Raw genomic sequence first — 24,195 nt, 5'->3', positions numbered from 1 at the left:
TCTGCTTTGTGTTCCTTGAAGACATAAACATTGCCTGCTTCGTCTTTCAATTCAGTTTCATTCTTCGTTTCATAAGCTGTGCCGGTTGACTGGTTTTCGTTAAAGACAGGAGTTTCTGCTTTTAGAACCTTGCCATCTGTCGTTACATGCTCGACTGTGACATTGCCTTTGACTTCTTCGTAAACGAAGGTTACTTTTTGAGTACCCTCTTTGACTTCACCTGTTGGATCTGCTGATTCTTCCTTGAGACCTTTATAAACAAACGTACGACCGTTATCTGTCACAATCTTATCTTCTGGTTTGGTCTCATATGGTGTACCAACTGGTTCATCTGTCTTGACTGGGGTTTCTTTCTTCAGAACTTCACCAGTTGTTGTAACGTGTTTTACCGTGACACTACCTTTTGGTGCGTCTGGTGTTGGGCTTGGAGTCGGAGTGACTGGTTTCAACTCATAAACGTAAACAACTTTTTGTGCTGTCTCAGTAACTTTACCTGAAACTGGGGCTGAATCTGCTTTGTGTTCCTTGAAGACATAAACATTACCTGCTTCGTCTTTCAATTCAGTTTCATTCTTCGTTTCATAAGCTGTGCCAGTTGACTGGTTCTCGCTAAAGACTGGAGTTTCTGCTTTAAGAACCTTGCCATCTGTCGTTACATGCTCGACTGTGACATTGCCTTTGACTTCTTCGTAAACAAAGGTTACTTTTTGAGTGCCCTCTTTGACCTCACCTTTTGGTTGCGCAGAAGTTTTGTCAACCTCTTTGTACTTGAAGGTACGACCGTTATCCGTCACAATCTTGTCTTCTGGTTTGGTCTCATATGGGGTACCAACTGGTTCATCTGTCTTGACTGGGGTTTCTTTCTTCAGAACTTCACCGGTGGTTGTAATGTGTTCTACTGTAACATTACCTTTTGGTGCGTCTGGTGTTGGGCTTGGAGTCGGAGTGACTGGTTTCAACTCGTAAACGTAAACAACTTTTTGGGCTGTCTCAGTAACTTTACCTGAAACTGGGGCTGAATCTGCTTTGTGTTCCTTGAAGACATAAACATTGCCTGCTTCGTCTTTCAATTCAGTTTCATTCTTCGTTTCATAAGCTGTGCCGGTTGACTGGTTTTCGTTAAAGACAGGAGTTTCTGCTTTTAGAACCTTGCCATCTGTCGTTACATGCTCGACTGTGACATTGCCTTTGACTTCTTCGTAAACGAAGGTTACTTTTTGAGTACCCTCTTTGACTTCACCTGTTGGATCTGCTGATTCTTCCTTGAGACCTTTATAAACAAACGTACGACCGTTATCTGTCACAATCTTATCTTCTGGTTTGGTCTCATATGGTGTACCAACTGGTTCATCTGTCTTGACTGGGGTTTCTTTCTTCAGAACTTCACCGGTGGTTGTAATGTGTTCTACTGTAACATTCCCTTTTGGCGCGTCTGGTGTTGGGCTTGGAGTCGGAGTGACTGGTTTCAACTCGTAAACGTAAACAACTTTTTGGGCTATCTCAGTAACTTTACCTGAAACTGGGGCTGAATCTGCTTTGTGTTCCTTGAAGACATAAACATTACCCGCTTCGTCTTTCAATTCAGTTTCATTCTTCGTTTCATAAGCTGTGCCGGTTGATTGGTTTTCGCTAAAGACTGGAGTTTCTGCTTTAAGAACCTTACCATCTGTCGTTACATGCTCTACTGTGACATTGCCTTTGACTTCTTCGTAGACGAAGGTTACTTTTTGAGTCCCCTCTTTGACCTCACCTTTTGGTTGCGCAGAAGTTTTGTCAACCTCTTTGTACTTGAAGGTACGACCATTATCCGTCACAATCTTGTCTTCTGGTTTGGTCTCATATGGGGTACCAACTGGCTCATTAGTTTTAACTGAGGTCTCTTCCTTCAGAACCTCACCAGTTGTTGTAATGTGTTTTACCGTGACACTACCTTTAGGAACTTCCGAAGTTGGAACAACTTCATAATAGTAAACTGTTCTCCCACCTGGGAAATATGGATTATTAATGTAAAAAGTTGTCCGAGTATTAGTTGATGCAACATCAACTGTTACATTCGCTGTTTGCCCATCTCTCAAGACACCTTTAGCAGGCTTGCCATTAATATCTTTTGCAACGTTATTGTCAGAATCCAAAAGTTCCCAGTCAATCGCTTTTCCATTATCATCATTCATCAGATATCTGATGAAATAACCTTTATCAGTACCTACGGCAAGCGCGTCACCTTTACTTACTAGAGGATTGATAAAACCACTTGTATTGGTACCACTATCTTTGATCAACTTATAGGTCACACCATCTGCTGTAATTGTTTCTGGTGCTGCAGTTGTAAATTTGTACCCTGACATTTCTGTTTGTATCACAGTCGCTAACACTTTGTTAGAATCTTTGACAACATATTCTGTCTTCTTGTCAATTAATCTAGGAACGAACCAGCCATAGCCCATATAACGACCGTTGGTATATCCCAGTGCCTTTTCGTAGTTGGTATATAGCTCATCAAACCAACCATCTGTTGCATCTGAAGTAGATACAGATGCGATTGGAAGATTTCCATTATTTGTGATAACCTCCCTATGTTGGATAGTGTATGTAGTATCTCTGGACCATAACCACCTTCCTTTGCTAACGTATTTAAGTTCATTCACATGAAGACCAGGAACTAGGGTATCAGTCATTAATAGCTTACCATCACCACCGTACATATCTATATATACATTTCCCGTGCCGTCTCTATCTGTACTAAAGGCCATCTGATGGATAAGTGCCGCTCCACCAGATGAGCTCGTCACAACTTCACCGCTTTTATCCACATAAAGAGGGCCTGTGGTCCGATCATTTAACTTATCCGTTTTAATAACAGCAAACGTGTAATTTTTAGAATTATGGTTTACCGTACCAGTAAACTTAGGGTTCATTGACTTTACTTCAGGCTCAGTTGTCGTAAAACCATCTGTCGGAATTTCACTAATTGTTGTGATACCTTGTCCTGGTTTTACAACTACTCCTTTAGTATTTGTCGCCGCTGAACGCTCAGTTCCTACAGCTGCTCTAAATTCTTGAGGTGCCTCAGCGCTCTCTAGTGGGGCTAACGAGGCATCCACTCCCTCTTCAATAGGTGCTACTTCTTCATCAGTTGTTGGTACTTTGTCCAATGTCTCATCCGTTGGCAAAGCAACATCACTTTCCACTACCTCTTTAGCAGATGAATCTGTATTTGTCGGAACCTGCTCAGCAGCAACTGTAGCCATGTTACCCAAGAATAGTGCAACAAAGACAGCGGATGCTACTCCTGTTTTAAACTTACGAATTGAAAAACGTTGACGCTTATCTGGAAACATTTGATTTTTTCCATTGTGTCTCATTATTTTCTCCTTAATATAAATATAGATATTTTTTGTCGCTGGTCGTGAAAGCAATATTCATAAGTCTCTTCAAATTGTTCTTTTCAAAACAGGAACATCATCCCCCTTTTGTACTTACTTTTATTGTAAATTCCACTAAAACAACCTTTTAACGATAACTGAAAAATTGAAATTTGTCAAATGTTACATATTACAAACCATTACTTAATCCCTCTCAACGCAAAAACAACCAAAAGAAAACGATTACAGCAAGGTTAGGCAAAAAGTCCGGCTTCGCTTCTCAGAGTTCGTGTCAACATCTCAGCGCATCGCATTAAAAAGATGATTAAACAAAAAACCCGACCAAAGTCGAGTTTTACAAATAATTATTTTACAGTTGCAGTGCTTGTGATCACTTCGACAGCTTTCTTCACAGCGATATCGTGTTTAAGCATTTCTGGTGAAAGCAAGCTACGTACTTGTGCCACTTCCATCTTGTAAGTTGCTGCCAAGTCTTCGATTTCTTTGTTGATTTCTTCTTCAGTTGCTTCGAAACCTTCTGCCTTAGCTACTGCTTCAACAACCAAGTTAGTCTTAGTACGTTTTTCAGCATCTGCTTCGTATTGTTTATGAAGGTCTTCACGAGTTGTACCAGTGATTTGGAAGTACATATCTGGTGAGATACCTTGTTGTTGCATACCACCCAAGAATTCATTGATTGCACGGTGAACTTCTTCGTGAATCATTTCTTCTGGCAATTCAACGATTTCAGCGTTTTCTACAGCCAATTCAAGAGCTGCTGATTCAACTGCATCGTCAAAGGCAACTTCTTTTGCTACTTCCAATTCTTTACGGTACTTAGCTTTCAACTCATCAAGTGTTTCTACTTCTTCGTCGATGTCTTTTGCCAATTCGTCATCCAAAGCTGGAACTTCTTTTGCTTTTACTTCGTGGATTTTTGTCACGAAGAGGGCTGGTTTACCAGCAAGGTCAGCTGCTTGATAGTCTTCTGGGAAAGTTACTTCAACATTTACTTCTTCACCAGCTGCGTGGCCTACCAATTGTGCTTCGAAACCTGGGATGAATTGACCTGAACCAAGTCCAAGTGAGAAGTTCTCACCTTTACCGCCGTCAAATTCAACGCCGTCGATTGAACCTACAAAGTCGATAACAACTGTGTCGCCTTCAGCTGCTGGGCCTTCTTTGATAACCAATTCAGCCAAGTTGTTGCGTGCAGCTTCGATTTTTGCATCTACTTCTTCGTCAGATACTTCTTTAGTTGCTTCTACTGAAACTGCCAAGTTTTTGTAGTCACCCAATTTTACTTCAGGTTTTGTCACAACTTCAGCAGTGATTGTCCAGTCTTGACCTTTTTCCATAGATACAACGTCGATTTTTGGTTGTGCAACGACTTCAAGACCAGCTTCAGCAACTGCTGCTTCATAAGCTGCTGGTAAAAGGGCGTTTACTACATCTTGGTAAAGTGCTTCTTCACCAAATTTTTGGTTGAAAACGGCACGTGGCAAGTGACCTTTACGGAAACCTGGAAGATTGATATCTTTCTTAACTTTGTTGAAAACGCGGTCCAATTCTGGTTTGATTGCATCTTGACCGATTGTGAAAGTCAAAACGCCGCGGTTTGTTTCTTTTGCTTCAAATGATACAGACATTCTGTCATTCTCCTTAAAATTTTATTGCATACTCTTCATTATACCACAAATGACAAGGATTTCAACGATTTTATAATGGACTTTCGGGAAATGGCAGAGCTGAAAGCTAATCTTCTAATCTGGTTGTTGTCCGTCGTGGGCCAGCCACTTGCAGTCTGTTAAACTCATTTCGGAAAAGACCGCTTCAAAAGAAGAATCTTCTGGCGAGCAGGCATAGATTCCAAAATGGATTTTTCCACCGCCTTCATGTAAGTGGCAAATCCGCATCTGCTCAAAATGGATACCGTCTTTAGAGTTCTCAATACAGAAATCGCTACCCCGTCGGCTCAAACGGTAATAGATTGACTTGACAGAAGCAGGTATCTCCTGAGTTGCCCAGTCTGAAAAGCCGTGATTAGTCACAACGCTACCCAAGTGCTGAAACTCCTCATTTTCATATTCAATCGAGCCCTTGATCCAGTTTTCCGAATCCTGATAGACCACGACACCACACTGGTCAAAGCGGGTATGACTATTGGAAAAATCCGTCTTAACAGTGAAGGAAAAATACTCTTCCTCCGTGTCCATCAGGAGCAGGGGAGCGTTGTCATTGACAAAATGGTAATAGGTCTTCTGCCACAAGTCCGTATGGGCTTGGGTTGTGATTCTGATTTCCTTATCTGAAATTTGGTAGTTTTCTGGCTCTCGCACCCAGTAAAAATTCTTTGTGTTCATTTGATTTCCTTTCATTTTTAGACCATTATACAGGCAAAAGAAAAAGAAGACAAGTAACTCAATCAACTCTTTTAAGAGCAGGCTGAGGTGATTTTGGGGAATTTGCAGGACTTGTATCGTCAAGATTAGCGGGTACTATTCCTCCAAAAAGTCTATCAAGGCTGTTGAAAATACCTCTGCATTTTGGAAGATAGATCCGTGACCCGCATTTGGATAGATAATCAGTTGGCTGTTTTTGATTTTCTCATGCATGATATAAGAGTTCTCAGTCGGAACTTGCATATCCTTGTCACCGTTGACGATCAGCGTTGGTTGCGTGATAAAGGCCATATCTTCTTGAGGATCTCTCCCCCAACGTTTGATAGCCTTCAACTGGGTCAAAAATCCTGGGACCTTCATATCCTTGTCTGCATACTCGGCTTTTCTTTCTCCCATACGCCCCAAAACTTTTTCAGCTTCCAGTCGGCCTGTTTCATCATGATTATAGAAAATGTAGCGTTTTGGATCCACACGCTCCAGACCAGCCTTCAGCATATAGCGGAAGGTTTTTCCTGTCACCTTATCGACTTCAACACCGCCACGAGGACCTGTTCCTGCTAGAATCAAGCGGTTAACCATTTGGCTATCGAGACGAACGATTTCTTGGGCAATAAAACCACCCATTGAAAGACCGAGCAGGTTAATTTTCGTATGCCCCAAGGCCTTGATAATAGCATGAGCCTGCTCTGCCATTCCTGGAATAGTAGGAGCTACCTTGCCTTGACTGGCACCGACGCCAGGCAAATCAAGGACAATGATGTGCTCTTTTTCAGCTAGTAAGTCTAGCAATTTTGGATCCCAGTTATCCAAGGTTGCGGCCAAATGGACCAACATGACCAAGGGCAGGTTAGACTTGCCCTTACCTAGTTCACGATAGGCAATCTGATTGCCAGCGACAGTAATGTATTGGTTTTTGGTATCGATATAAGACATGACTTCTCCTATTTTTCAAAACTGAGGACAGTTTTTCCACGTGAGCGACCGTTGGCTACCTTGTCCAAGGCTGCATTGACTTCTTCAAATGGATAAACGGTGTCGATAGACGGTTTGATTTCTAGCTTGCTGAAAATATCTGCCACTTCTTGCAGCTGTTGCCCATTGCTTTCTACGAAGATGAAATGGTAGTGTACTCCGTAGCTTTCCGCCATTTTATCAAACTTGCGACCAACCAAGCCAAGCAGGATTTGTTTCCATTTTGGCAGGTTCATGCGTTTGGCAAATTCGCCATTTGGCATGGCACGGAGGGAAACCAACTGACCACCTTTTTTCATAATCGACATTTGTTTTTCAGTTTCTGCACCGCCAAGCGTGTCCAGTACATAGTCAACATTTTTAACTGTTTTAGTGTAATCTTCTGTTTTATAGTCAATAAAGCGATCTGCACCTAAAGCCAAGACACGCTCACCACTAGCACCATCTCCGTTGGTAATAACGGTCAAACCTTTAGCTTTGGCAATGGGAATGGCCATCCCGCCGACACCACCTGTCCCGCCTGAGATGAAAATGGTCTTGCCAGCCTCTGCACCCATGAGGTCCAGTGCCTGCATAATGGTCAAGGCAGTCAGGGGAACAGCCGCCGCTTCCACATCCGTCAGATAGGCAGGAACTTTGGCAAGGGCTGTAGCCTCAACCGCTACATACTCGGCAAAGGCACCGATATTGTCGAGAGGAAGACGACCAAAGACACGGTCACCAACTGCAAAATTTGTCACGCTGGATCCGACTTCCTCGACCAAACCAACGACCTCATTGCCCGCTGTTTGTGGCAATTTGTAAGGCACAATCATTTTAACCTCGCCACGAGAAATCATGTTGTCTAGAGGATTGACACCTGCCGCTGTCACTTTGACAAGGACCTGGTCTGGTTTGATGTTCGGTTTAGCAATGTCAGTTAGGTTGAGTGCGATATTGTTTTTGTTATAAGTTGTGTGTTGTGCTGCTTTCATGGTTTACTCCTTTTATTCGTAGACTTGTATCTAATACAAGTCTAAGTTGTACTAAATAGAAACTGACTTGTGAAAGTCAGTTGGATTTTTTTGCCTTTTGATACAAGTTGGCAATAACCTGGGCCAAGCTTTCTTGGGATAATCTATCCTGCAAATCCTGCTCAATGGTCGCAAAGATTGGCTGGACAGCTCCTGCAATGTGCCGACCAACTGGGCAGGATTGATTGGCGTGTTGGTGCTGCTGAAAGAGCTGGATATGCGTGACTTCCTGGGTGGCATAGTAGATGTCCAGGAGGCTGATGTCCGCCGGATCCTTGCTCAACTCATAGCCAGCCTTGCCCTGCTGGGACTGTATGATGCCTGCATTCTTCAAGAGAGCGATGACCTTGCGGATATAACTGGCATTGGTACCGACACTGGTTGCCAAGGCCTGCGACGTCATGACATCACTGCTCTCGCTAATCATGGTCAAGATATGCAAAGCTACTGAAAATTTGGTATCCATGGAAATCCTCCTTTTGAACTTGTATCAACCACAAGAACAAGTTTAGCAAAAAGAAATCCACTTGGCAAGGATTTTGTTTTCAAAAAAATCACAACCTACAGGCAGTGACTAATTTTTCCGTATCTGATCTTCTTGATAGGCCGCACGGGCTCCGCCGATCAGCTTGGGACGGCTGGCAAGGGCGGTGACATGGGCCTGGCCGATCTCACGCAAGCTCGGTCTAATCGGCACTTGGACGTGCTTGATGTGCATACCAATCGCCGTATCGCCGATGTCCACACCAGCCTGAGCGGTGATAAATTCCACTTCGACTGGATCCTTCATATACTTGAAGGCTGCCAACTGTCCAGAGCCACCTGCATGAAGGGTGGGGAGGACATTAACAATTTCCAAATCTTTCTGGATAGCCAATTCCCGCTCCACTACCAAGGCACGATTGAGGTGTTCACAGCCTTGGACAGCTAGGTAAATGCCCTTGGGAGTCAAAATTTCCAGAATGGTTTCGACAACGGCTTCTCCAACTTCCAGACTGGAATTTTTGCCAATATGCCCACCAATGACCTCACTAGAAGACAAACCTAGCACAAAAATCTGACCCTTTTGAAGATTGCTGAGTTCTAAAATCTCTTCGACAACTTGCTTAGTTTGGTCTTTAATTTCCTTTAATGACATGATTTACTGCACCAATTCTTTCTATTGCCTGAGCCAAGATATAACCTAGTACCAAACCAACTGTGTTTTGCAGGGTATTGCTCATCAGACTTGTAACAGCGTCAGCTACATTATACATGAAACTAGATGCCACAAAATAGCCACCAATCATGGAAAGACTGGCAAGAGCAACTCCAATCAAACGTTTCTTACCCGTCCATCCTGCAAAATAACCCTGAGCACCGTGGAAAAGCAAGCTAAAGAAAGCCCACTGGGGATAGCCCAACAAGAAATCAATCAGAAGCCCTGACAGTCCGCCGACAATGGCTCCTTCTTTCTTGCCCAGGTAAAAGGCTGTAAAGAAAACACCAACATCTAACAACGTGACAAAGCCCGTCGGTGTCGGTACGTGGACAAAAGCCAGAGCCAAGGTCAAAGCCGTTAGAATGGCCAGCAATACAAGTTCTTGCGTCTTTTTATTTCTCATACTGAATCACCCCATATTGATCTGATTTTAAGATAGCTGCATGGACAAAGTCCTTGGATAATTTGACTGCCTCCAAAGAGTTCTGACCTAGCAAGAGCTGACTGGCAATACTGGACGCAAAGGTACAGCCTGCTCCCACATTGTTCTCTGAAAGCAGGGGCGACTTAAGCACCACCACTTCCTTCCCGTCATAGTAAACATCGACAGCCTGTGAACCTCCCAAGCGATTGCCCCCCTTGATGACCACCGACTTGGCACCCAAGTCATAAAGCGCCACCGCCGCCTGCTCCATCTCTTCCACCGTTTGGATGTCTTTTTGGAGCAATAGCTGAGCTTCTGCCAGATTTGGCGTGAGGATGCTGACATAGGGAAGGAATTTCAAGAGTTCATCCCTCAGCTGGCTGACCTCGGTATCATGCGTTTCCTTGCAGACCAAGACCGGATCCAAGACCACCGGAATATCCTGATGGGCCTTGATAAACTCCAAAGCCTGCTCTGCTATTTCCACCGTCGGAAGCAAGCCAATCTTGATAGCTGAAAAGGGCACATCCTTCAAACTAGCCAGCTGCTGGGCAAACACCGCCGCATCTGTCGGAATGACCTCGAAACCTTTTTCCGTCATAGCTGTCAAGCAGGTCACCGCCACAAAGCCATGCAGGCCATGGACAGTGTAGGTAGTCAGATCTGCATGGAGACCGCCACCGCTGAAAATATCATTGCCCGAAAGTGCCAAAATATACTTAGTCTTCATAAATAATCTCCTTTAGATAGAGGCCATTTCCCGCCGCAGTCGGACCTGCCAAACCACGATCTTTTTCTGCCAAAATCCGCTTAATCTGCCCCACAGGCATGCGACCATTACCAATTTTCAAGAGGGTCCCGACCATATTCCGCACCTGCTTGTACAAAAAGCCGTTACCTGAAAAGGTAAAAATCAAGAACTGGCGCCGCTGGTCGTACTCCATTGTCGCCGCCGTGATGGTCCGCACCTTGTCCTCGACTGAAGTCCCCGATGCTGTAAAGCCTGTGAAATCATGAGTCCCCACTAGGTCCTGAATAGCTTCTTCTATCAAGCTCAAATCCAAATCATAGGGATAGAAGGTTGCATAGTGGCGCATCATAGGATTCTTGGGTCGGCCAATGTCCACCAGGAATTCATAGGTCTTGCTGTGCTTGGCGTAGCGGCAATGAAAATCATCCGCCACCTGCTCCACCTGGACCACATCAATGTCCTCAGGGGTTTGGGTATCTAGGGCAAAGCGGAGCTTCTCAGTATCTCGACTGCCAGCCAAGTCAAAGTGTATAACCTGACCGTAGGCATGTACTCCTGCATCTGTCCGACCTGCACCATGAACGGTCACTGGCTGGCCACTATTCAATCTTACTAACGTTTTTTCGATTTCTTCCTGAACCGTACGAGCATGGGGCTGGCGCTGAAAACCAGAAAAATCATGTCCGTCGTAGGAAATAATTGCCTTATATCTTGTCATGTTTTGATTGTAGCACAGGAAAAGTAGGTAAACAAGTCAGGAGACACCAAACTGTCCTATGACAGATTTCCTGTCTCAAAATTGACACAACCTCCCAAATACACTATAATGAAACTGAATATTGTATCTTAGAATTTTTATAAAATAGTAACGAAAGGAGGAAACTATGGAACTCCATTCTCACCTCAATGCAGAAAATCAAACTGCTTTTGAACATGTCATCCAACATCTAAAAGAAAAGGGTGTACGCATTACCGAAACTAGAAAAGCAGTCGTTGCCTACATTATCGAAAGCGATGACCATCCTAGTGCTGAGATGATTTATCAAGATCTACTACCTAACTACCCCAACATGAGCCTGGCGACTGTTTACAACAACCTCAAACTTCTATTGGAAGAAGGGTTCGTGACTGAATTGAAACGGACCAATGATAATACAACTTATTACGACTTCATGGGGCACGAGCACCTCAATGTTATTTGTGAAGTCTGTGGAAAAATCACTGATTTCATGGATGTAGAAATCCCGAGCTTGAAGAAGGAAGCTCATACCCAAACTGGTTACAAAATTACAAAAGAGGTGCTATCCATCTACGGCATTTGTCCTGATTGTCAGGGATAAAAGACGAATATCAAAGCGGCTTCCTGTCGCTTTTTTTATTTCCCTTTGAATTATCAGAACAATCTTATTTAGAATGATTCCAAAAAACTTGACTTTCTTTTTTATAATCGTTATAATTAACTTGATTAAATAATAACGATTATAAATAAGGAAACAGCAAACTATGACACTCATATCCAACCTCAAACAACACAGCCACATCATCACAACCGCTCTCTGCTTGGCGCTCATTCTAATGGGTATCCTTCTGCTTCAGACTGGACAGGGATGGGCACCCATCCTCTTCATTTCAGCCTTCGTCATCGGTGGCTACCAGTCTGCCAAGGAAGGCATTTCTGAGCTCATTTTCGATAAGCACCTATCTGTTGACCTCCTTATGATTTTGGCTGCTATCGGCTCTGGTCTCATCGGCTACTGGATGGAGGGAGCCCTGCTCATCTTTATCTTCTCCCTTTCTTCTACTCTGGAAGAGTTAGCCATGGAAAAGAGCAAAAATGCTATCGCAGCTCTGATGAATATGACACCTCCAACAGCTCGTAAAATCGAGGAACATGGTGACATCACTGTTTTAGACACCGCAGCCATTCGCATCGGCGACCTCCTACAAGTCCGCAAGGGCGACACGGTCCCACTGGATGCGACCCTCATCAGCCCACAATCCATCTTTGACGAATCCATGATTACAGGCGAGCCACTCCCTGCGGAGAAAATGGCTGGCGCGGCTGTTATCGGCGGAACCATTAACCAAGGGCCAACTGTGACCGTTCAAGTTACAGCTGAAAAAGGCGACGCCCTCTTCGATAAAATCGTCCAAATGGTTGAAAACGCCCAAGAATCCAAATCAAAAACAGCGACTTTCATTGAAAATATGGAAGATACCTATGTCAAGGTTGTCTTGGTGGTGGTTCCGCTCTTCATTCTCTTTGCTCATTTTGCTCTGGGTTGGGACTGGTTGACTGCCTTCTACCGTGGCATGATTCTCTTGACCATTGCTTCTCCATGTGCGCTTGTGGCTTCTTCTTCACCGGCGACACTTTCTGCCATCAGCCGTGCGGCACGCAAGGGCATGATTATCAAAGGAGGCGACATTGCGGATAACATCGCCAACTTAGAGGCCATCGTCTTTGACAAGACTGGTACCTTAACCATTGGCAAACCTGAAGTTGTTGGAGCAACCTATCTTGGCGATGAAAAACTTATCAAGCAGGTTGTTCAGGCAGTTGAAAAACAATCGAGTCACCCAATCGCTCAAGCTCTCATGACCTATACGGCTGACAGCTCTGCTATTGACCTCCAAAGCCTAGAAGACGTGACCGGAAAAGGCTTGGTGGCGGGCTATGAGGGCGACAGCTGGAAAATCGGTAAGGCGGGCTTTGTGGTGGATAGCTTGGTGAGTCCCTTGTCTGCTGACTTGCTGGCACAGATCGATGAAGCGGAAAGCACTGGGAAAACCCTGGTCTATGTCAGCCAAAATGATGTGCTGACGGCGATTTTCATGGTGGAAGATAGTTTGAAGCCAGAGAGCAAGCAGCTGATTGCTCAGTTGAAAGAAATGGGCGTGACGCCAATTCTCCTGACGGGCGACCAAGAAAAGACGGCTCGTTATGTGGCGAGTCAGGTCGGTATTGACCGTGTGATTGCCAACTGTCTGCCGACGGATAAGGCTGCTGTTATCCAAGAATTGCAAACCGAGTTTGCGTCTGTCGGGATGGTGGGCGACGGTATCAACGATGCTCCTGCCCTGGCCCAAGCCAACGTCAGCTACGCTATGGGAAGCGGAACGGATATCGCTATGGAGTCTGCCGACATCGTGCTCATGGAAGACCTGACACGGATTCCCTTCTCCATTCGCCTGTCGAAGAAAATGCGGAGCATCATCAAGCAAAATATCATCTTTGCCCTGTCTGTTATTGCCCTTCTTATCATTTCTAACCTCTTCCAGTCTATCAACCTACCGCTCGGCGTGGTGGGCCACGAAGGATCAACGATTTTGGTGATTTTGAATGGCTTGAGACTCTTGTATTTTAAATAGCTTCAAACCGCCAGTTGCTTGGCGGTTTTGCTTTTATTTTTTTAAAAAAACGCTTGCATTTCAGAAATTATTGTTTTATGATAATTTTGAAGATAATATTATCATAAAACAATAATAATTGGAGGTTTGCTATGAAAAAAAATCTACTCAAAACAGCAGGATTGGTTGCTGCATGTGTTCGCTTTTTCTTCTATTTTTTGATTGCCCTTTATACCTTCTTTACATTGGCAGGTTTTAGCGGGGATTCTTTTGTAACACGTTCTTGGGAATACACCTTTAACAAACCCACTGACCAGATTGGTGTTTGGCTCATTCTTTTAACAAGTGGATTGATCTTAATCGTCTTGGCGGCACTCAGTCACATTGCCTACTTGATTCAAAAGCTATGCAAGATATTTCTGGAAGAAGATTATTTCGCTTCAGCGAGTCTGGAACTGTATCAGAAACTCTTCATCAGTTTGCTCGTCCTGACTGCTGGGCAATTTTGCCTAACCAGCTTGATTGCCCTGACAAACGCTACTGGACCAACCAACTTCCTCAATCTGCGTTGGTCAGATTTCATCCTCAATGCTCTCTTTATCTTCCTGACTTATTTTGTCTGGACCTTAGTACAAAAGGGGCAACAACTTGAAACCGAGAATAGCGAGTTTATCTGATATGGAAATGATTCGCGTAAACCTAGACAAGGTCCTCAAAGACCGACAAATGACTTCCAAGGACTTGGCGGAGCAAGTCGGCATTACCGAAGCCAACCTATCCATTCTCAAGACAGGCAAGGCAAAAGGCATTCGTTTTAATACCCTGATGAGCATCTGCCGAATCCTAGACTGCCAACCAGGAGATATTTTGGAATATGTCCATGAAGACAACTAAAAAAAGAAAAAGCCTAGGGCTTTTTCTTTTTTAGTAGGTCGCCAAGCGTTTTTCCAAATGCACCTGTCCGACAGCATAAAGGGTACAGATAACCCAATAAATAAGGGCTACACAGATGTAAACGGTCATGTAGTCCGACTTGGCTCCGCCGACTATTTTGGCCTTATTGAAAATCTCTGGTACAGTAATCATGGCTGTCAGAGAGGTACTTTTGACCATGTCTAAGAGAACGTTGCTAAGTGGTGGAAGGGCAATGCGAAAGGCTTGGGGAATGATGATTTTTCGGTAAATCACATTGGTCCGCAAACCCAGGGAACGCGCCGCTTCCCATTGCCCCTTGTCAATGGCTGAAAGAGATGCACGAATAATTTCAGAAATGTAGGCACTAGACATGGAGGTAAAGGCGATGATCGAGGCTGTTATGGCGTCTAACTGCAAGCCCATAAATGGCAGACCAAAATAAATGAAGAAAAGAAGAACCATGAGGGGAATACCACGCATGAGAGAAATATGGGCCATAGCCAACCAACGCAAGGGGCCAAACTTAGACATCCGCATGAGGGCTACAAAAAATCCACAGAAAGTCCCCAAGGCAAAACCAATTAGGGATAGGGATAAAGTGTAGGGAAGCCCCTCCAAAATCTGTGGAATAGCCTCTCTTGCAATATCCGCATTAAAAACTGCCTGCCAGTTAATATCCATATCCTCTCCTCTTTCCTAAAAACCAGATAGACCTTGCCAGTCTGGGACTGACAAAGTCTATACAAGATGCATTTATCGTCATTTAGTTTTTCTTTTATTACTTCGTTAACTCACCTTGCCTGATTGAAACAGTCTGGGGGACTGTTTCAAGTCAATGCCAAGAAACAAGAAAGCATTGAGATATGCCTGCGGCAGTTGATGCGAACTTTGTTCGCTTTATTTGCAACCTCCAACTATCTCCCAGATAGTTGGAGCGAGTACTAAAAGTAAACTAAAAGACTATAATTTGTTACTAATTCTTATTCAACTTCGATAACTGGCAACTCATCTGCATTCTCAACAGGGATTGTCAAATCTTGTCCTGCATAGTATTTCTCAGAAATTGCCTTCAAAGTTCCGTCAGCTTTCATCGCTTCAAGAGCTTCGTCAATTTTTTCTTTCAAGCTTGTGTCAGCCTTGCTCATGACAATACCTTGTTCAGTTGGATTGTATTTTGCATCACCCATCTTCACTTTGATGTCTGGGAAGTTGGCATTGGCCCATTTGATGGCCATGACTTGTGTGTAGTAGTCGTTTGGAATGAAGTCTGTACGACCTGTTGATACATCACGCAAATAGACATCGTTGGTTACGTTGTCATAGATTACTGGCTCTGCACCTTGCTTTTCAGCAATTTTCATGTACTGAGTACCTGCACCACCACCAGCTTTTTTACCAGTCCAGTCGCTCAAGTCAGCTGCTTCGATTCCTGATGAACCATCTTCACGAACGATGTAGCCGCCAACTGAATATTTGTAAGGGATAGAGAAGTTATACTTTTCCTTACGTGCTTCTGTCATGTCAAAGTTGTTAACAGAAATATCGACTTTTCCACTGTCCACAGCTGTAAAGGCTTCTGCTACACCAATTTCTTGGTATTCGATTTCCAATTTCAAACGTTTACCAATTTCATTGATCATGTCAATTTCATAACCGACCAATTCTTTAGCATCGTTGTAGTAAGAAGTTGGGAAGAGGGTACCTGGTGTAGCAACCTTCAAGACACCTGCTTCTTGTACTTTTTCCCATTGAGTCTGTTCAGCAGAAGAACTGCTAGTATTAGAACTTGAGCTAGAACATGCTGCCAAGGTCAAAGTAGAAACCAAGAGAGCTGAGGCCAAAACTTTTTTCAACATAAAACAATCTCCTTTGGAAGCCATAGCTTCCCTTTTACTTTTCCGGTGTTAACCCACCAACTTTTACAGGTTAACATTTTGAAAACGTTTTGGCAAATAATTGAACTGAAAAAATGAATTCCCTTACAAGTTGAGTAAACCTGCTGCCTCCATTTGGTCTGCCAACTGCAAGAGTAAATCCTCTCGTCCCTTGGCTGCTGTCAATTGGATGCCGATTGGTAAGCCGTCAGCCCGTACATAAGTTGGCAGAGAAATGGCTGGCTGACCACAAATATTGGCCTGCTGCGTAAAGGGAGTTAGTGCTAGGCTGTCCTCGAACATTTGCCAGATCAGGGCCTGCTGCTCTTCCATGGAATAGTTCTGAGTGTGCTTGAGGCGGTCCAGCAAATCTGCTGATAGGTCAAATTGCCCATGATTGGGCGCTACATCAGCCACTGTCGGTGTCAGAAGGAGGTCGTAATACTGGTGGAAGTCCGCCATTCTGGCACTGTAGCGGTCCCAATCCTGCAAGACTTTGGAGTAGAGTTTGGCTGGAACGGTCTGTCCACTCTGGTAAATGGCCCAGGTCATGACTTCCATGTCATCAGGTGTCATGGACCGACCCAACCCTGCCTCTATCTCTTCAAACATCTGGGCCGTCTCGATGCTGTTCATCAGGTAGAAGGATTTCATCAGGGCCACTCCATCCAGAGGATATTCTGACAACTCCACCAGCTCATGCCCTAAGTCAGACAAGTGACGACAGGCTTTTTGAACCGCTTCTACCGCTTCAGGACTGACCTTGCTCCCTACTGGAGACTTGCTATAGTAGGCGATTTTTAGGGGGCGAGACAATTTTCCAAACACCTCCTCTTCGCTCAGCTTGGCAAGGGGAAAGGGGGCTTCCAGCTGATAATCCTGGAAATGGTAGAGCAGACGCTGGGTATCGCGGACAGACTTGGTCAGGGCAAAATTGACAGATGCCCCCTGCCAGCTACGATAAGACTTAGGTCCAACTGGAATCCGACCACGACTGGTTTTGAGCCCGATCAAGCCATTGAAAGAGGCTGGGATACGAATAGACCCACCACCATCCGATGCCGCAGCAATAGAGACCATGCCTGAAGCCAGTGCTGCAGCTGCTCCACCACTTGATCCACCAGCATTGCGACTGGGGTCCAAGGGAAGATTGACAGGACCATGCAGGCTGGCATCTGAGATATTTTTGAAGCCGAATTCTGGCGTGTTGGTCCGACCGACAATGATGAAACCCAAGTCCTTCAAGCGTTGGACATAGGTATCGGTATGGCCTGCTGGTCGACCAGCAAGCAGGCGAGAACCTGCAGAAGATGGCTGCCCCTTTTCATTTTGTCCCAGATCCTTCAGCAAGAAAGGAACTCCTGCAAATGGCTTGCCCAGATAGTTTTCTTTCTCCGCTTCTTTCAAGGCTTCTTCATATTGCTTGCTGACAACCGCATTGAGGGCGGGATTGAGCTTTTCAATCCTGTCAATGGATTCTTGCACCAACTCCTTGGCAGAAACCTGTTTTTGATTGACAGCCTGAGCCATGGCTGTCGCATCTTTCCATTCCATAGATTTTCTCCTAAATTTCATATTTTTCCATAGACTGCTTGATGGTCTTTCCGAGCGCCATAAAATCAGCCATGTTGTCCGACGAAGGATAAAAGGTGGTCAGAAAAGCTCCGTTTTCAATCAAGACACGCTCAATTCGTATTTTCATATCCTCCACCGTCACATCCTGACCGACCAAGTCTGACAAATTAGCCATCGAATCCGGATCCACCTGTGGAAATCTGTCAGATACTTCTTGCGGAGCAAAACTTGCTGCATAAAAATCAGCCACCACTTGCCCTCGTTTGACTTGATTGCCTGACACACTGATATAGGCAGAAATGGCAATGGCCTCTTGGTAAATCCGCTGGCCCAATCCAGCAAACTTCCGACCAGAGATACTGAGGTCGTAGGTCCCAGGACAGTAGGAAGTTGTCACCTCACCACTGACCACCTCGAAGGGAAAATCCGAAAGCGCCTGAGCAATCAAATCCACCATAACCTGATAAGACTCCCGCAAATCGACTTTATGACCAGAAGGATTAGGCAAAATCAGAGTGACATTTAATATCCCTTCATCCGCAACGACTGCCAAACCGCCCAAACTCCGAATGATAGGACTGTAGCCTGCCTGACCAATACTGGCTAAGCCCTTGTCCAGCTGGGCAACCTGACTGTCCATCATCCCCAGAATAACCGTTTGGTCCATGGGCCAAAAATGTAAAATCCCTATATCTGACTGACGATTGACCTCGCGCAAAAAGACCTCGGTCCACACCAGCGGCCCCTGTTTCAAACCCGTCAAGCCAGACCGATCTTCGTATTTTTTTATGGCCTTATTCTCAACCCAAGATTTCATTCGTAAGCGTTCTCTTTCAAATTACTATATCTTATTTTAACACAGAGCCTGTGATGCGTCGGAGAAAATGCCCAGAGTTTTTTCTGAAAAAGAAAGGAGACTGGAGTTTCCAGTCTCATCTTAGAATTATAAATCCTCAAAGGCATCTTTTACCTTGTCAAAAAATCCTTTTTTATGGGGTTTGACATCAATGTTTCCTGCTGCCGCGAATTCTTTAAGAGCTGCTTTTTGGCGGTCATTCAAACCTGTCGGAGTGACGATATTTACTGTGACATATTGATCACCAATAGCTCCACCACGAACACTTGGGGCACCTTTTCCTTTGAGTCGGAAGGTCTTACCAGTCTGGGTACCTTCAGGAATGACCATATCCACATCACCGTGAACCGTTGGCACATGAACTGTATCTCCAAGTGCTGCTTGGACAAAGTTGAGGTTCAGTTTATAGTGAATAGTGGTCCCTTCACGTTCAAACTTGTCTGAAGGTTGGACCTGAATAACAACGTAGAGATCTCCGTAAGGACCTCCATTGAAACCAGCTTCACCTTGACCTGCCAAGCGAATACGTTGACCAGTTTCCACACCAGCTGGCACCTTAACCGTCACAGTATGGGCTTGTTTTTCATGACCAGTTCCATGACAGGTTGTACATGGGTCTTTGATTTGTTTTCCGCGACCATGACAGACATCACAGGTCATTTGACGGCGCATGGTTCCAAGTGGAGTTTGGGTGTCCACATTGATCACTCCAGAACCATGACAACGCCCACAGGTTACTGGACTTGTTCCAGGTTTGGCACCTGAACCTGTACAGGTTCGACAAGTTGCCTCACGGTTATAGGAAACTTCACGTTCCACACCAAAAATCGCTTCTTCAAACTTCAAGTTGACCGCATACTGCAAGTCATCCCCTTGACGAGGTGCATTAGGATTGCGCGTCGCACCGCCTCCACCAAAGAAGCTAGAGAAAATGTCTTCAAAGCCACCGAAACCTGCTCCGTCGAAACCACCAAAGCCACCTGCTCCTCCGCCGAAGCCACCGTTTGCTCCAGCAGGACCATACTGGTCATAGGCAGACCGTTTTTGCGGATCGCTCAAGGTCTCATAAGCCTCTTGGACCTCCTTGTATTTATCCTCCGCACCCGGATCCTTATTAATATCTGGATGGTATTTCTTTGAAAGCTTCCGATAAGCCTTCTTAATCTCGTCTGGCGAAGCATTCTTAGAAACACCTAGACGATCGTAAAATTCAGTATTGTTCATAGTTTATGATACAAAAGGCGTTAAGCGGACACAGCCAAAATAGGAGTTTTGACTCAGGACGCCACCGTCCTAGGAAAAACTATCTTTTTGGTACAGTCCGTAGCCCGTGTTCGAATTACCGAACTTGTATTCCTTTCTTTAGAGTATAGAAAGTAGCACGTGTTCAGCTACGAACACTTTCCTTTCTATGAAGATATTAAGCCGTTAAGCGACTCAAAGAAAAATAAGGAGTGAAAGTGTCCGGTGGAACACTTTCAGCCCTGTCGCACAAAAATAATAAGCGACAGGTATTCCTCAAAAAGTCTATCCCCAGACTTTTTGACTTTTTCACAGAGTCGTAGGCGTATTCAATTCTGTAAAAGTTAGAAGGCTATTTACCCAAAAACAGAGGCTGGGTTGCAACCTCTGTGATTGGAAATTTTATTAAAGAATGATTTCTATTCTCGAGAAGATGAGAATTGAGTTCGAGCTAAGAACTTCGGAAAAAATGATTTTCCAAACCCTAGATACTCAAAGAAATTCAAGACTAGGCTAGGCAACTGGACGAAGATTGAACTAGAGTTCATCGAGGAGAGTTAACAAAGCCTAGTGAAGAATTTCGAAGAGTATTACTTTTCAGTAAACTCGCCGTCTACGACATCATCGCCTGCGTTGTTAGCTGTTTGGGCACCTTCTTGGCCTGCGGCTGCTTGTTGTGCTGCTGCGGCTTGCTCGTAGAGTTTCACTGCAAGGGCTTGAGCTTTTTCGTTGAGGTTTTCAAGTTTAGCCTTCATGTCATCCAAGTTGTTAGCTTCTTGAGCTGCTTTCAACTCGTCAAGAGCTGCTTGGGCTTGGTCGCGTTCTGCGTCAAAGCCTTTGCCTTCTGTTTCTTTAAGAGTTTTCTCAGTCGCAAAGATTGCTTGGTCAACATCGTTACGAAGGTCAACTTCTTCCTTACGTTTCTTATCTGCTTCAGCGTTTGCTTCTGCATCTTTCATCATGCGGTCGATTTCTTCATCTGTCAAACCTGAGTTAGACTGGATAACGATAGTTTGCTCTTTTTGCGTACCAAGGTCTTTGGCTTTTACAGAAACGATACCGTTCTTGTCGATGTCAAATGTTACTTCGATTTGTGGGATACCACGAGGTGCTGCAGGAATATCTGTCAATTGGAAGCGACCAAGAGTCTTGTTGTCCGCTGCCATTGGACGCTCACCTTGAAGCACGTGGATGTCAACAGCTGGCTGGTTGTCCGCCGCAGTTGAGAATACCTGTGATTTAGAAGTTGGGATAGTTGTATTACGGTCGATGAGTTTTGTAAATACGCCACCCATTGTTTCAATACCAAGTGATAATGGTGTTACGTCAAGAAGGACAACGTCTTTCACATCACCAGTAATAACACCACCTTGGATAGCCGCACCCATAGCAACGACTTCATCAGGGTTTACAGATTTGTTTGGCTCTTTACCAGTTTCAGCTTTTACAGCTTCTACAACGGCTGGAATACGAGTTGAACCACCGACAAGGATGACTTCGTCGATTTCTGACAAGCTAAGTCCTGCATCTGAAAGAGCTTGACGAACAGGAACTTTTGTACGTTCTACAAGGTCGTAAGTCAATTCGTCAAATTTTGCACGTGTCAATGTCATTTCCAAGTGAAGCGGACCTGCTGCACCAGCAGTGATGAACGGCAAGCTGATTTGAGTTGACGTTACACCTGAAAGGTCTTTTTTCGCTTTTTCAGCCGCGTCTTTCAAACGTTGAAGAGCCATTTTGTCAGCTGACAAGTCGATGCCGTTTTCTTTCTTGAATTCTGCTACCATGTGGTCGATAATCTTTTGGTCAAAGTCGTCACCACCGAGCTTGTTGTCACCTGCTGTTGCAAGTACGTCAAAGACACCGTCACCAAGTTCAAGGATAGACACGTCGAATGTACCACCACCAAGGTCGAATACCAAGATTTTCTCGTCTTTGTCAGTCTTGTCCAAACCGTAAGCAAGGGCTGCTGCAGTTGGTTCGTTGACGATACGTTCTACTTCAAGACCTGCGATTTTACCAGCGTCTTTTGTTGCTTGACGTTGAGCATCGTTGAAGTAAGCAGGAACAGTGATAACGGCTTTGGTTACTTTTTCGCCAAGGTATTCTTCAGCGTAGCCTTTCAAGTATTGAAGGATCATAGCTGAGATTTCTTGTGGTGTGTATTCTTTGCCGTTTGCTGAAACTTTTTCAGAAGTTCCCATTTTTGATTTGATAGAGATAATGGTATCTGGGTTGGTTACCGCTTGGCGTTTTGCCGCGTCACCAACGATGATTTCACTATTTTTGAAAGATACAACAGACGGAGTTGTGCGGTTTCCTTCTGGGTTTGCAATGATTTTTGATTCAGTTCCTTCAAGAACTGCAACTGCTGAGTTTGTTGTACCTAAGTCAATACCGATAATTTTAGACATGTGTGTTACCTCTTTTTTATTTACTTTTTATGTTCAATTTAGCCTAGTTTAACGACATCTCGGTCAAGAATCTTTTTTAGGGGGAAATAGCAGAGCGACTACTCAGACACCACCACCATAGCAGGTCTCAGCAAGCGTTCATGCAACTTGTAGCCTTTTTGGAAGACTTGGGCAATGTGTTCTGCTGGGCAGTCGTCTGTGGCTGGAACTGTTTGAATGGCCATGTGAAGATTTGGGTCAAAGACATCTGTAGCGACTTCTTCCACCCCTTCTTCTTTGAGAGCTTGAATCAAGCTTTCCTGTACCATTTCCAGGCCTTTTTTGACATCTTCTGTCAAACCTTCAACTTGAAGGGCGCGTTCCAAGTTATCCAAGCTCGGCAAGATTTTCTTAGCCAAGTCTTGCGAACGGTAACGCTGAATGGTTTGGCGTTCCTCGTTGGCACGGCGTTGGATATTTTGCATTTCAGCGTGGGCACGGAGGTACTTATTTTCAAATTCCTCTGCACGTTCGTTTGCCAAATCCAATTCTGATTTTTCAGGAGCTTCGACAACTTCTTCTGTTGTTTCAACCTCTTCTACGATTTCTTCGTTTTTGATTTCTTCTGACAAGTTGTTCACCTCTTCATTTTCTATTATTACTTTGACAAATAATAAATTGAGTTCGGGCTAGAAACTCAGAAAAAAGATAGATTTCCTTGTGTCTGATGACACCGCGTCAATCTCCTATTTTTCAATCGTTTCCTTCACGCCCTCACATCTTAATTGACCTCATAATGATTACTACTTAAATATCTGTAGTAATCGGTTAATTTCATAAATAGGACGCGGCTGATGATGTTGATTAAACTCATCTGCCTACGGTAGTCCATGTCAACAGGACCAAGCAAACTCATCTGGGCCATGCCCCGATAGGGGATTGGAAAGCGATGATGAATGACTGTCACATCAGCTAGGGAAGGATCCCTATGTTCCGCCACAGAAATGCTGGTCTGCTGGTTTGGTGCCAAGCCCTGCCGCAACTCTGGCGCTAAGAACTGTGGGCTATCCAAGAGCTGGTAGGTGGCGAGATTGCCATAGGTCAGCGAAGCGACCTTTCCACTGATAAAGACTGATTCTTGGAAGAGGTTGGCAAAAATATAGTCCATCAGATCCAAGACATTATCCGTCGTGGTAAAGTAACGCTGCACCACCTGGGGAATCTCCGTCCGCAGCTTGTAGTGGATTGCCAAGACCGTCTGGTCAACGAAGCGTTCATCCACCAGGCGTTTGAGCACTTCCAAGTCCCTGATCAAAAAGTTCTTGGGAATGGCAAACTGGACGGTAACAGGTTTGGACTGGTCCAAGGTCAAGACTGCCAGAGCATCGTGGCTGCTGAGTTGCACGATGTCAAAGGAAGTCAACTGCTGACTGGTCGGCTCCACATCTAAGATGACCGAAGTGTAGCCTGTCAAATCCGCTAGGACTGTACTGGCCCGCTCCAAGATGTCTTCCAGCTTGAAGGCTTCAAAGTCGAAGGCCTTGACTACCTGATAAACATCTTCTTCATTGATGTGTTCCAAGTTGAGCGAGTGGTTGACAAAGTATTGAAAACCAGCCCGACTGGGCATCCGACCGCTTGATGTGTGAGCCTTTTCTAGCAAGCCCAACTGCTCTAGCTTAGCCATATCATTACGAATGGTGGCCGAACTAGAAGCAATCATCTCCTGTAAGGCCTTAGAACCAACTGGCTCATGATGGCGCGTAAACAATTCAACAATCAGATTCAAAATATCATTTTGACGTTGGGTAATCATCTCCGCTCCTTTCATGAACAGTGTTGATTGCCGTTTTTAGCACTCAAA

At 44.6% G+C, this 24,195-nt stretch carries 22 protein-coding genes; 4 read left to right on the top strand and 18 right to left on the bottom strand.

Annotated elements, in window-relative coordinates; all coding sequences use genetic code 11:
- The 10 genes from ODU45_RS05190 to truA all read right to left on the bottom strand — a co-directional run.
- Positions 1 to 3,362 (bottom strand): MucBP domain-containing protein (locus ODU45_RS05190; protein ID WP_398580895.1); only part of this gene is annotated, 3,362 nt, incomplete at its 3' end.
- 365 nt (positions 3,363 to 3,727) lie between these two features.
- Positions 3,728 to 5,011, bottom strand: coding sequence for a trigger factor (gene tig / locus ODU45_RS05185; protein ID WP_398580894.1), 1,284 nt, complete (start codon positions 5,009 to 5,011; stop codon positions 3,728 to 3,730).
- A gap of 114 nt (positions 5,012 to 5,125) precedes the next feature.
- On the bottom strand, positions 5,126 to 5,725 hold the full coding sequence (locus ODU45_RS05180) for a DUF1349 domain-containing protein (RefSeq protein ID WP_398580893.1): 600 nt from the start codon (positions 5,723 to 5,725) through the stop codon (positions 5,126 to 5,128).
- Positions 5,726 to 5,860: 135 nt separating this feature from the next.
- The gene (locus tag ODU45_RS05175; protein WP_398580892.1) at positions 5,861 to 6,697 is read right to left on the bottom strand and encodes an alpha/beta fold hydrolase; all 837 of its coding nucleotides are present in this window, start codon (positions 6,695 to 6,697) and stop codon (positions 5,861 to 5,863) included.
- Positions 6,698 to 6,705: 8 nt separating this feature from the next.
- Positions 6,706 to 7,710: an NADP-dependent oxidoreductase gene (locus ODU45_RS05170; protein WP_398580891.1), complete on the bottom strand. Its 1,005-nt coding sequence runs from the start codon at positions 7,708 to 7,710 to the stop codon at positions 6,706 to 6,708.
- A gap of 76 nt (positions 7,711 to 7,786) precedes the next feature.
- Complete coding sequence (locus ODU45_RS05165) at positions 7,787 to 8,215, bottom strand: Rrf2 family transcriptional regulator (RefSeq protein WP_205041454.1); 429 nt, start codon at positions 8,213 to 8,215, stop codon at positions 7,787 to 7,789.
- 108 nt (positions 8,216 to 8,323) lie between these two features.
- Positions 8,324 to 8,887, bottom strand: a complete 564-nt coding sequence (locus tag ODU45_RS05160) for a TIGR01440 family protein (RefSeq protein WP_205027666.1) — start codon at positions 8,885 to 8,887, stop codon at positions 8,324 to 8,326.
- The gene (locus tag ODU45_RS05155) at positions 8,868 to 9,353 is read right to left on the bottom strand and encodes an ECF transporter S component (protein WP_105105928.1); all 486 of its coding nucleotides are present in this window, start codon (positions 9,351 to 9,353) and stop codon (positions 8,868 to 8,870) included. Before ODU45_RS05155 ends, ODU45_RS05160 begins: the two co-directional genes overlap by 20 nt.
- A complete protein-coding gene (locus ODU45_RS05150; protein ID WP_136671856.1) occupies positions 9,343 to 10,104 on the bottom strand; it encodes a bifunctional hydroxymethylpyrimidine kinase/phosphomethylpyrimidine kinase in 762 nt (253 codons plus the stop codon). Before ODU45_RS05150 ends, ODU45_RS05155 begins: the two co-directional genes overlap by 11 nt.
- Positions 10,094 to 10,843: a tRNA pseudouridine(38-40) synthase TruA gene (gene truA / locus ODU45_RS05145; RefSeq protein WP_024384694.1), complete on the bottom strand. Its 750-nt coding sequence runs from the start codon at positions 10,841 to 10,843 to the stop codon at positions 10,094 to 10,096. The genes ODU45_RS05150 and truA overlap by 11 nt, the downstream gene beginning before the upstream one ends.
- 166 nt (positions 10,844 to 11,009) lie before the next feature.
- Between truA and ODU45_RS05140 the strand changes: the two genes are divergently transcribed.
- The 4 genes from ODU45_RS05140 (at position 11,010) to ODU45_RS05125 (ending at position 14,370) form a co-directional block, all read left to right on the top strand.
- Positions 11,010 to 11,465, top strand: a complete 456-nt coding sequence (locus tag ODU45_RS05140) for a Fur family transcriptional regulator (protein WP_014636557.1) — start codon at positions 11,010 to 11,012, stop codon at positions 11,463 to 11,465.
- A gap of 163 nt (positions 11,466 to 11,628) precedes the next feature.
- A complete protein-coding gene (locus tag ODU45_RS05135; protein WP_398580890.1) occupies positions 11,629 to 13,497 on the top strand; it encodes a heavy metal translocating P-type ATPase in 1,869 nt (622 codons plus the stop codon).
- A gap of 131 nt (positions 13,498 to 13,628) precedes the next feature.
- Positions 13,629 to 14,153, top strand: a complete 525-nt coding sequence (locus ODU45_RS05130) for a hypothetical protein (RefSeq protein ID WP_044758291.1) — start codon at positions 13,629 to 13,631, stop codon at positions 14,151 to 14,153.
- A 1-nt stretch (position 14,154) separates the two neighbouring features.
- Positions 14,155 to 14,370 (top strand): helix-turn-helix transcriptional regulator, encoded by a 216-nt coding sequence (locus ODU45_RS05125; RefSeq protein WP_014637449.1) that lies wholly within the window; start codon positions 14,155 to 14,157, stop codon positions 14,368 to 14,370.
- 30 nt (positions 14,371 to 14,400) lie between these two features.
- Here the strand turns inward: ODU45_RS05125 and ODU45_RS05120 are convergent, their stop codons facing one another.
- The 8 genes from ODU45_RS05120 to hrcA form a co-directional block, all read right to left on the bottom strand.
- Positions 14,401 to 15,072, bottom strand: coding sequence for an amino acid ABC transporter permease (locus tag ODU45_RS05120; protein ID WP_044758292.1), 672 nt, complete (start codon positions 15,070 to 15,072; stop codon positions 14,401 to 14,403).
- A 299-nt stretch (positions 15,073 to 15,371) separates the two neighbouring features.
- Positions 15,372 to 16,247, bottom strand: coding sequence for a transporter substrate-binding domain-containing protein (locus tag ODU45_RS05115; RefSeq protein ID WP_044758293.1), 876 nt, complete (start codon positions 16,245 to 16,247; stop codon positions 15,372 to 15,374).
- 123 nt (positions 16,248 to 16,370) lie between these two features.
- Positions 16,371 to 17,819 carry an amidase gene (locus ODU45_RS05110; protein WP_398580889.1) on the bottom strand — a complete coding sequence of 483 codons (1,449 nt, stop codon included), beginning with the start codon at positions 17,817 to 17,819 and terminating at the stop codon, positions 16,371 to 16,373.
- Positions 17,820 to 17,829: 10 nt separating this feature from the next.
- Positions 17,830 to 18,657 carry a lipoate--protein ligase family protein gene (locus tag ODU45_RS05105; protein WP_398580888.1) on the bottom strand — a complete coding sequence of 276 codons (828 nt, stop codon included), beginning with the start codon at positions 18,655 to 18,657 and terminating at the stop codon, positions 17,830 to 17,832.
- 126 nt (positions 18,658 to 18,783) lie between these two features.
- Positions 18,784 to 19,920 carry a molecular chaperone DnaJ gene (gene dnaJ, locus ODU45_RS05100; protein ID WP_012775428.1) on the bottom strand — a complete coding sequence of 379 codons (1,137 nt, stop codon included), beginning with the start codon at positions 19,918 to 19,920 and terminating at the stop codon, positions 18,784 to 18,786.
- A 608-nt stretch (positions 19,921 to 20,528) separates the two neighbouring features.
- Positions 20,529 to 22,352: a molecular chaperone DnaK gene (gene dnaK, locus ODU45_RS05095; RefSeq protein WP_398580887.1), complete on the bottom strand. Its 1,824-nt coding sequence runs from the start codon at positions 22,350 to 22,352 to the stop codon at positions 20,529 to 20,531.
- 98 nt (positions 22,353 to 22,450) lie between these two features.
- Complete coding sequence (grpE, locus tag ODU45_RS05090) at positions 22,451 to 22,972, bottom strand: nucleotide exchange factor GrpE (RefSeq protein WP_269089031.1); 522 nt, start codon at positions 22,970 to 22,972, stop codon at positions 22,451 to 22,453.
- 140 nt (positions 22,973 to 23,112) lie between these two features.
- On the bottom strand, positions 23,113 to 24,147 hold the full coding sequence (gene hrcA, locus ODU45_RS05085) for a heat-inducible transcriptional repressor HrcA (RefSeq protein ID WP_398580886.1): 1,035 nt from the start codon (positions 24,145 to 24,147) through the stop codon (positions 23,113 to 23,115).
- Between the last annotated feature and the right edge of the window lie 48 nt (positions 24,148 to 24,195).

The organism is Streptococcus sp. 2022WUSS135 (assembly GCF_044427045.1).
GTDB lineage: Bacteria > Bacillota > Bacilli > Lactobacillales > Streptococcaceae > Streptococcus > Streptococcus hashimotonensis.
This window is presented reverse-complemented; position numbering and strand designations above follow the sequence as displayed.

Coding starts and splice junctions, on each gene's coding strand:
- ODU45_RS05140 (WP_014636557.1), top strand. CDS start 11,010: ATGGAACTCCATTCTCACCTCAATGCAGAAAATCAAACTGCTTTTGAA.
- ODU45_RS05155 (WP_105105928.1), bottom strand. CDS start 9,353: ATGAGAAATAAAAAGACGCAAGAACTTGTATTGCTGGCCATTCTAACG.
- ODU45_RS05110 (WP_398580889.1), bottom strand. CDS start 17,819: ATGGAATGGAAAGATGCGACAGCCATGGCTCAGGCTGTCAATCAAAAA.
- truA (WP_024384694.1), bottom strand. CDS start 10,843: ATGACAAGATATAAGGCAATTATTTCCTACGACGGACATGATTTTTCT.
- dnaJ (WP_012775428.1), bottom strand. CDS start 19,920: ATGAACAATACTGAATTTTACGATCGTCTAGGTGTTTCTAAGAATGCT.
- dnaK (WP_398580887.1), bottom strand. CDS start 22,352: ATGTCTAAAATTATCGGTATTGACTTAGGTACAACAAACTCAGCAGTT.
- ODU45_RS05180 (WP_398580893.1), bottom strand. CDS start 5,725: ATGAACACAAAGAATTTTTACTGGGTGCGAGAGCCAGAAAACTACCAA.
- ODU45_RS05120 (WP_044758292.1), bottom strand. CDS start 15,072: ATGGATATTAACTGGCAGGCAGTTTTTAATGCGGATATTGCAAGAGAG.
- ODU45_RS05175 (WP_398580892.1), bottom strand. CDS start 6,697: ATGTCTTATATCGATACCAAAAACCAATACATTACTGTCGCTGGCAAT.
- ODU45_RS05160 (WP_205027666.1), bottom strand. CDS start 8,887: ATGTCATTAAAGGAAATTAAAGACCAAACTAAGCAAGTTGTCGAAGAG.
- ODU45_RS05125 (WP_014637449.1), top strand. CDS start 14,155: ATGGAAATGATTCGCGTAAACCTAGACAAGGTCCTCAAAGACCGACAA.
- ODU45_RS05150 (WP_136671856.1), bottom strand. CDS start 10,104: ATGAAGACTAAGTATATTTTGGCACTTTCGGGCAATGATATTTTCAGC.
- hrcA (WP_398580886.1), bottom strand. CDS start 24,147: ATGATTACCCAACGTCAAAATGATATTTTGAATCTGATTGTTGAATTG.
- ODU45_RS05115 (WP_044758293.1), bottom strand. CDS start 16,247: ATGTTGAAAAAAGTTTTGGCCTCAGCTCTCTTGGTTTCTACTTTGACC.
- ODU45_RS05105 (WP_398580888.1), bottom strand. CDS start 18,657: ATGAAATCTTGGGTTGAGAATAAGGCCATAAAAAAATACGAAGATCGG.
- ODU45_RS05130 (WP_044758291.1), top strand. CDS start 13,629: ATGAAAAAAAATCTACTCAAAACAGCAGGATTGGTTGCTGCATGTGTT.
- ODU45_RS05170 (WP_398580891.1), bottom strand. CDS start 7,710: ATGAAAGCAGCACAACACACAACTTATAACAAAAACAATATCGCACTC.
- tig (WP_398580894.1), bottom strand. CDS start 5,011: ATGTCTGTATCATTTGAAGCAAAAGAAACAAACCGCGGCGTTTTGACT.
- ODU45_RS05135 (WP_398580890.1), top strand. CDS start 11,629: ATGACACTCATATCCAACCTCAAACAACACAGCCACATCATCACAACC.
- ODU45_RS05165 (WP_205041454.1), bottom strand. CDS start 8,215: ATGGATACCAAATTTTCAGTAGCTTTGCATATCTTGACCATGATTAGC.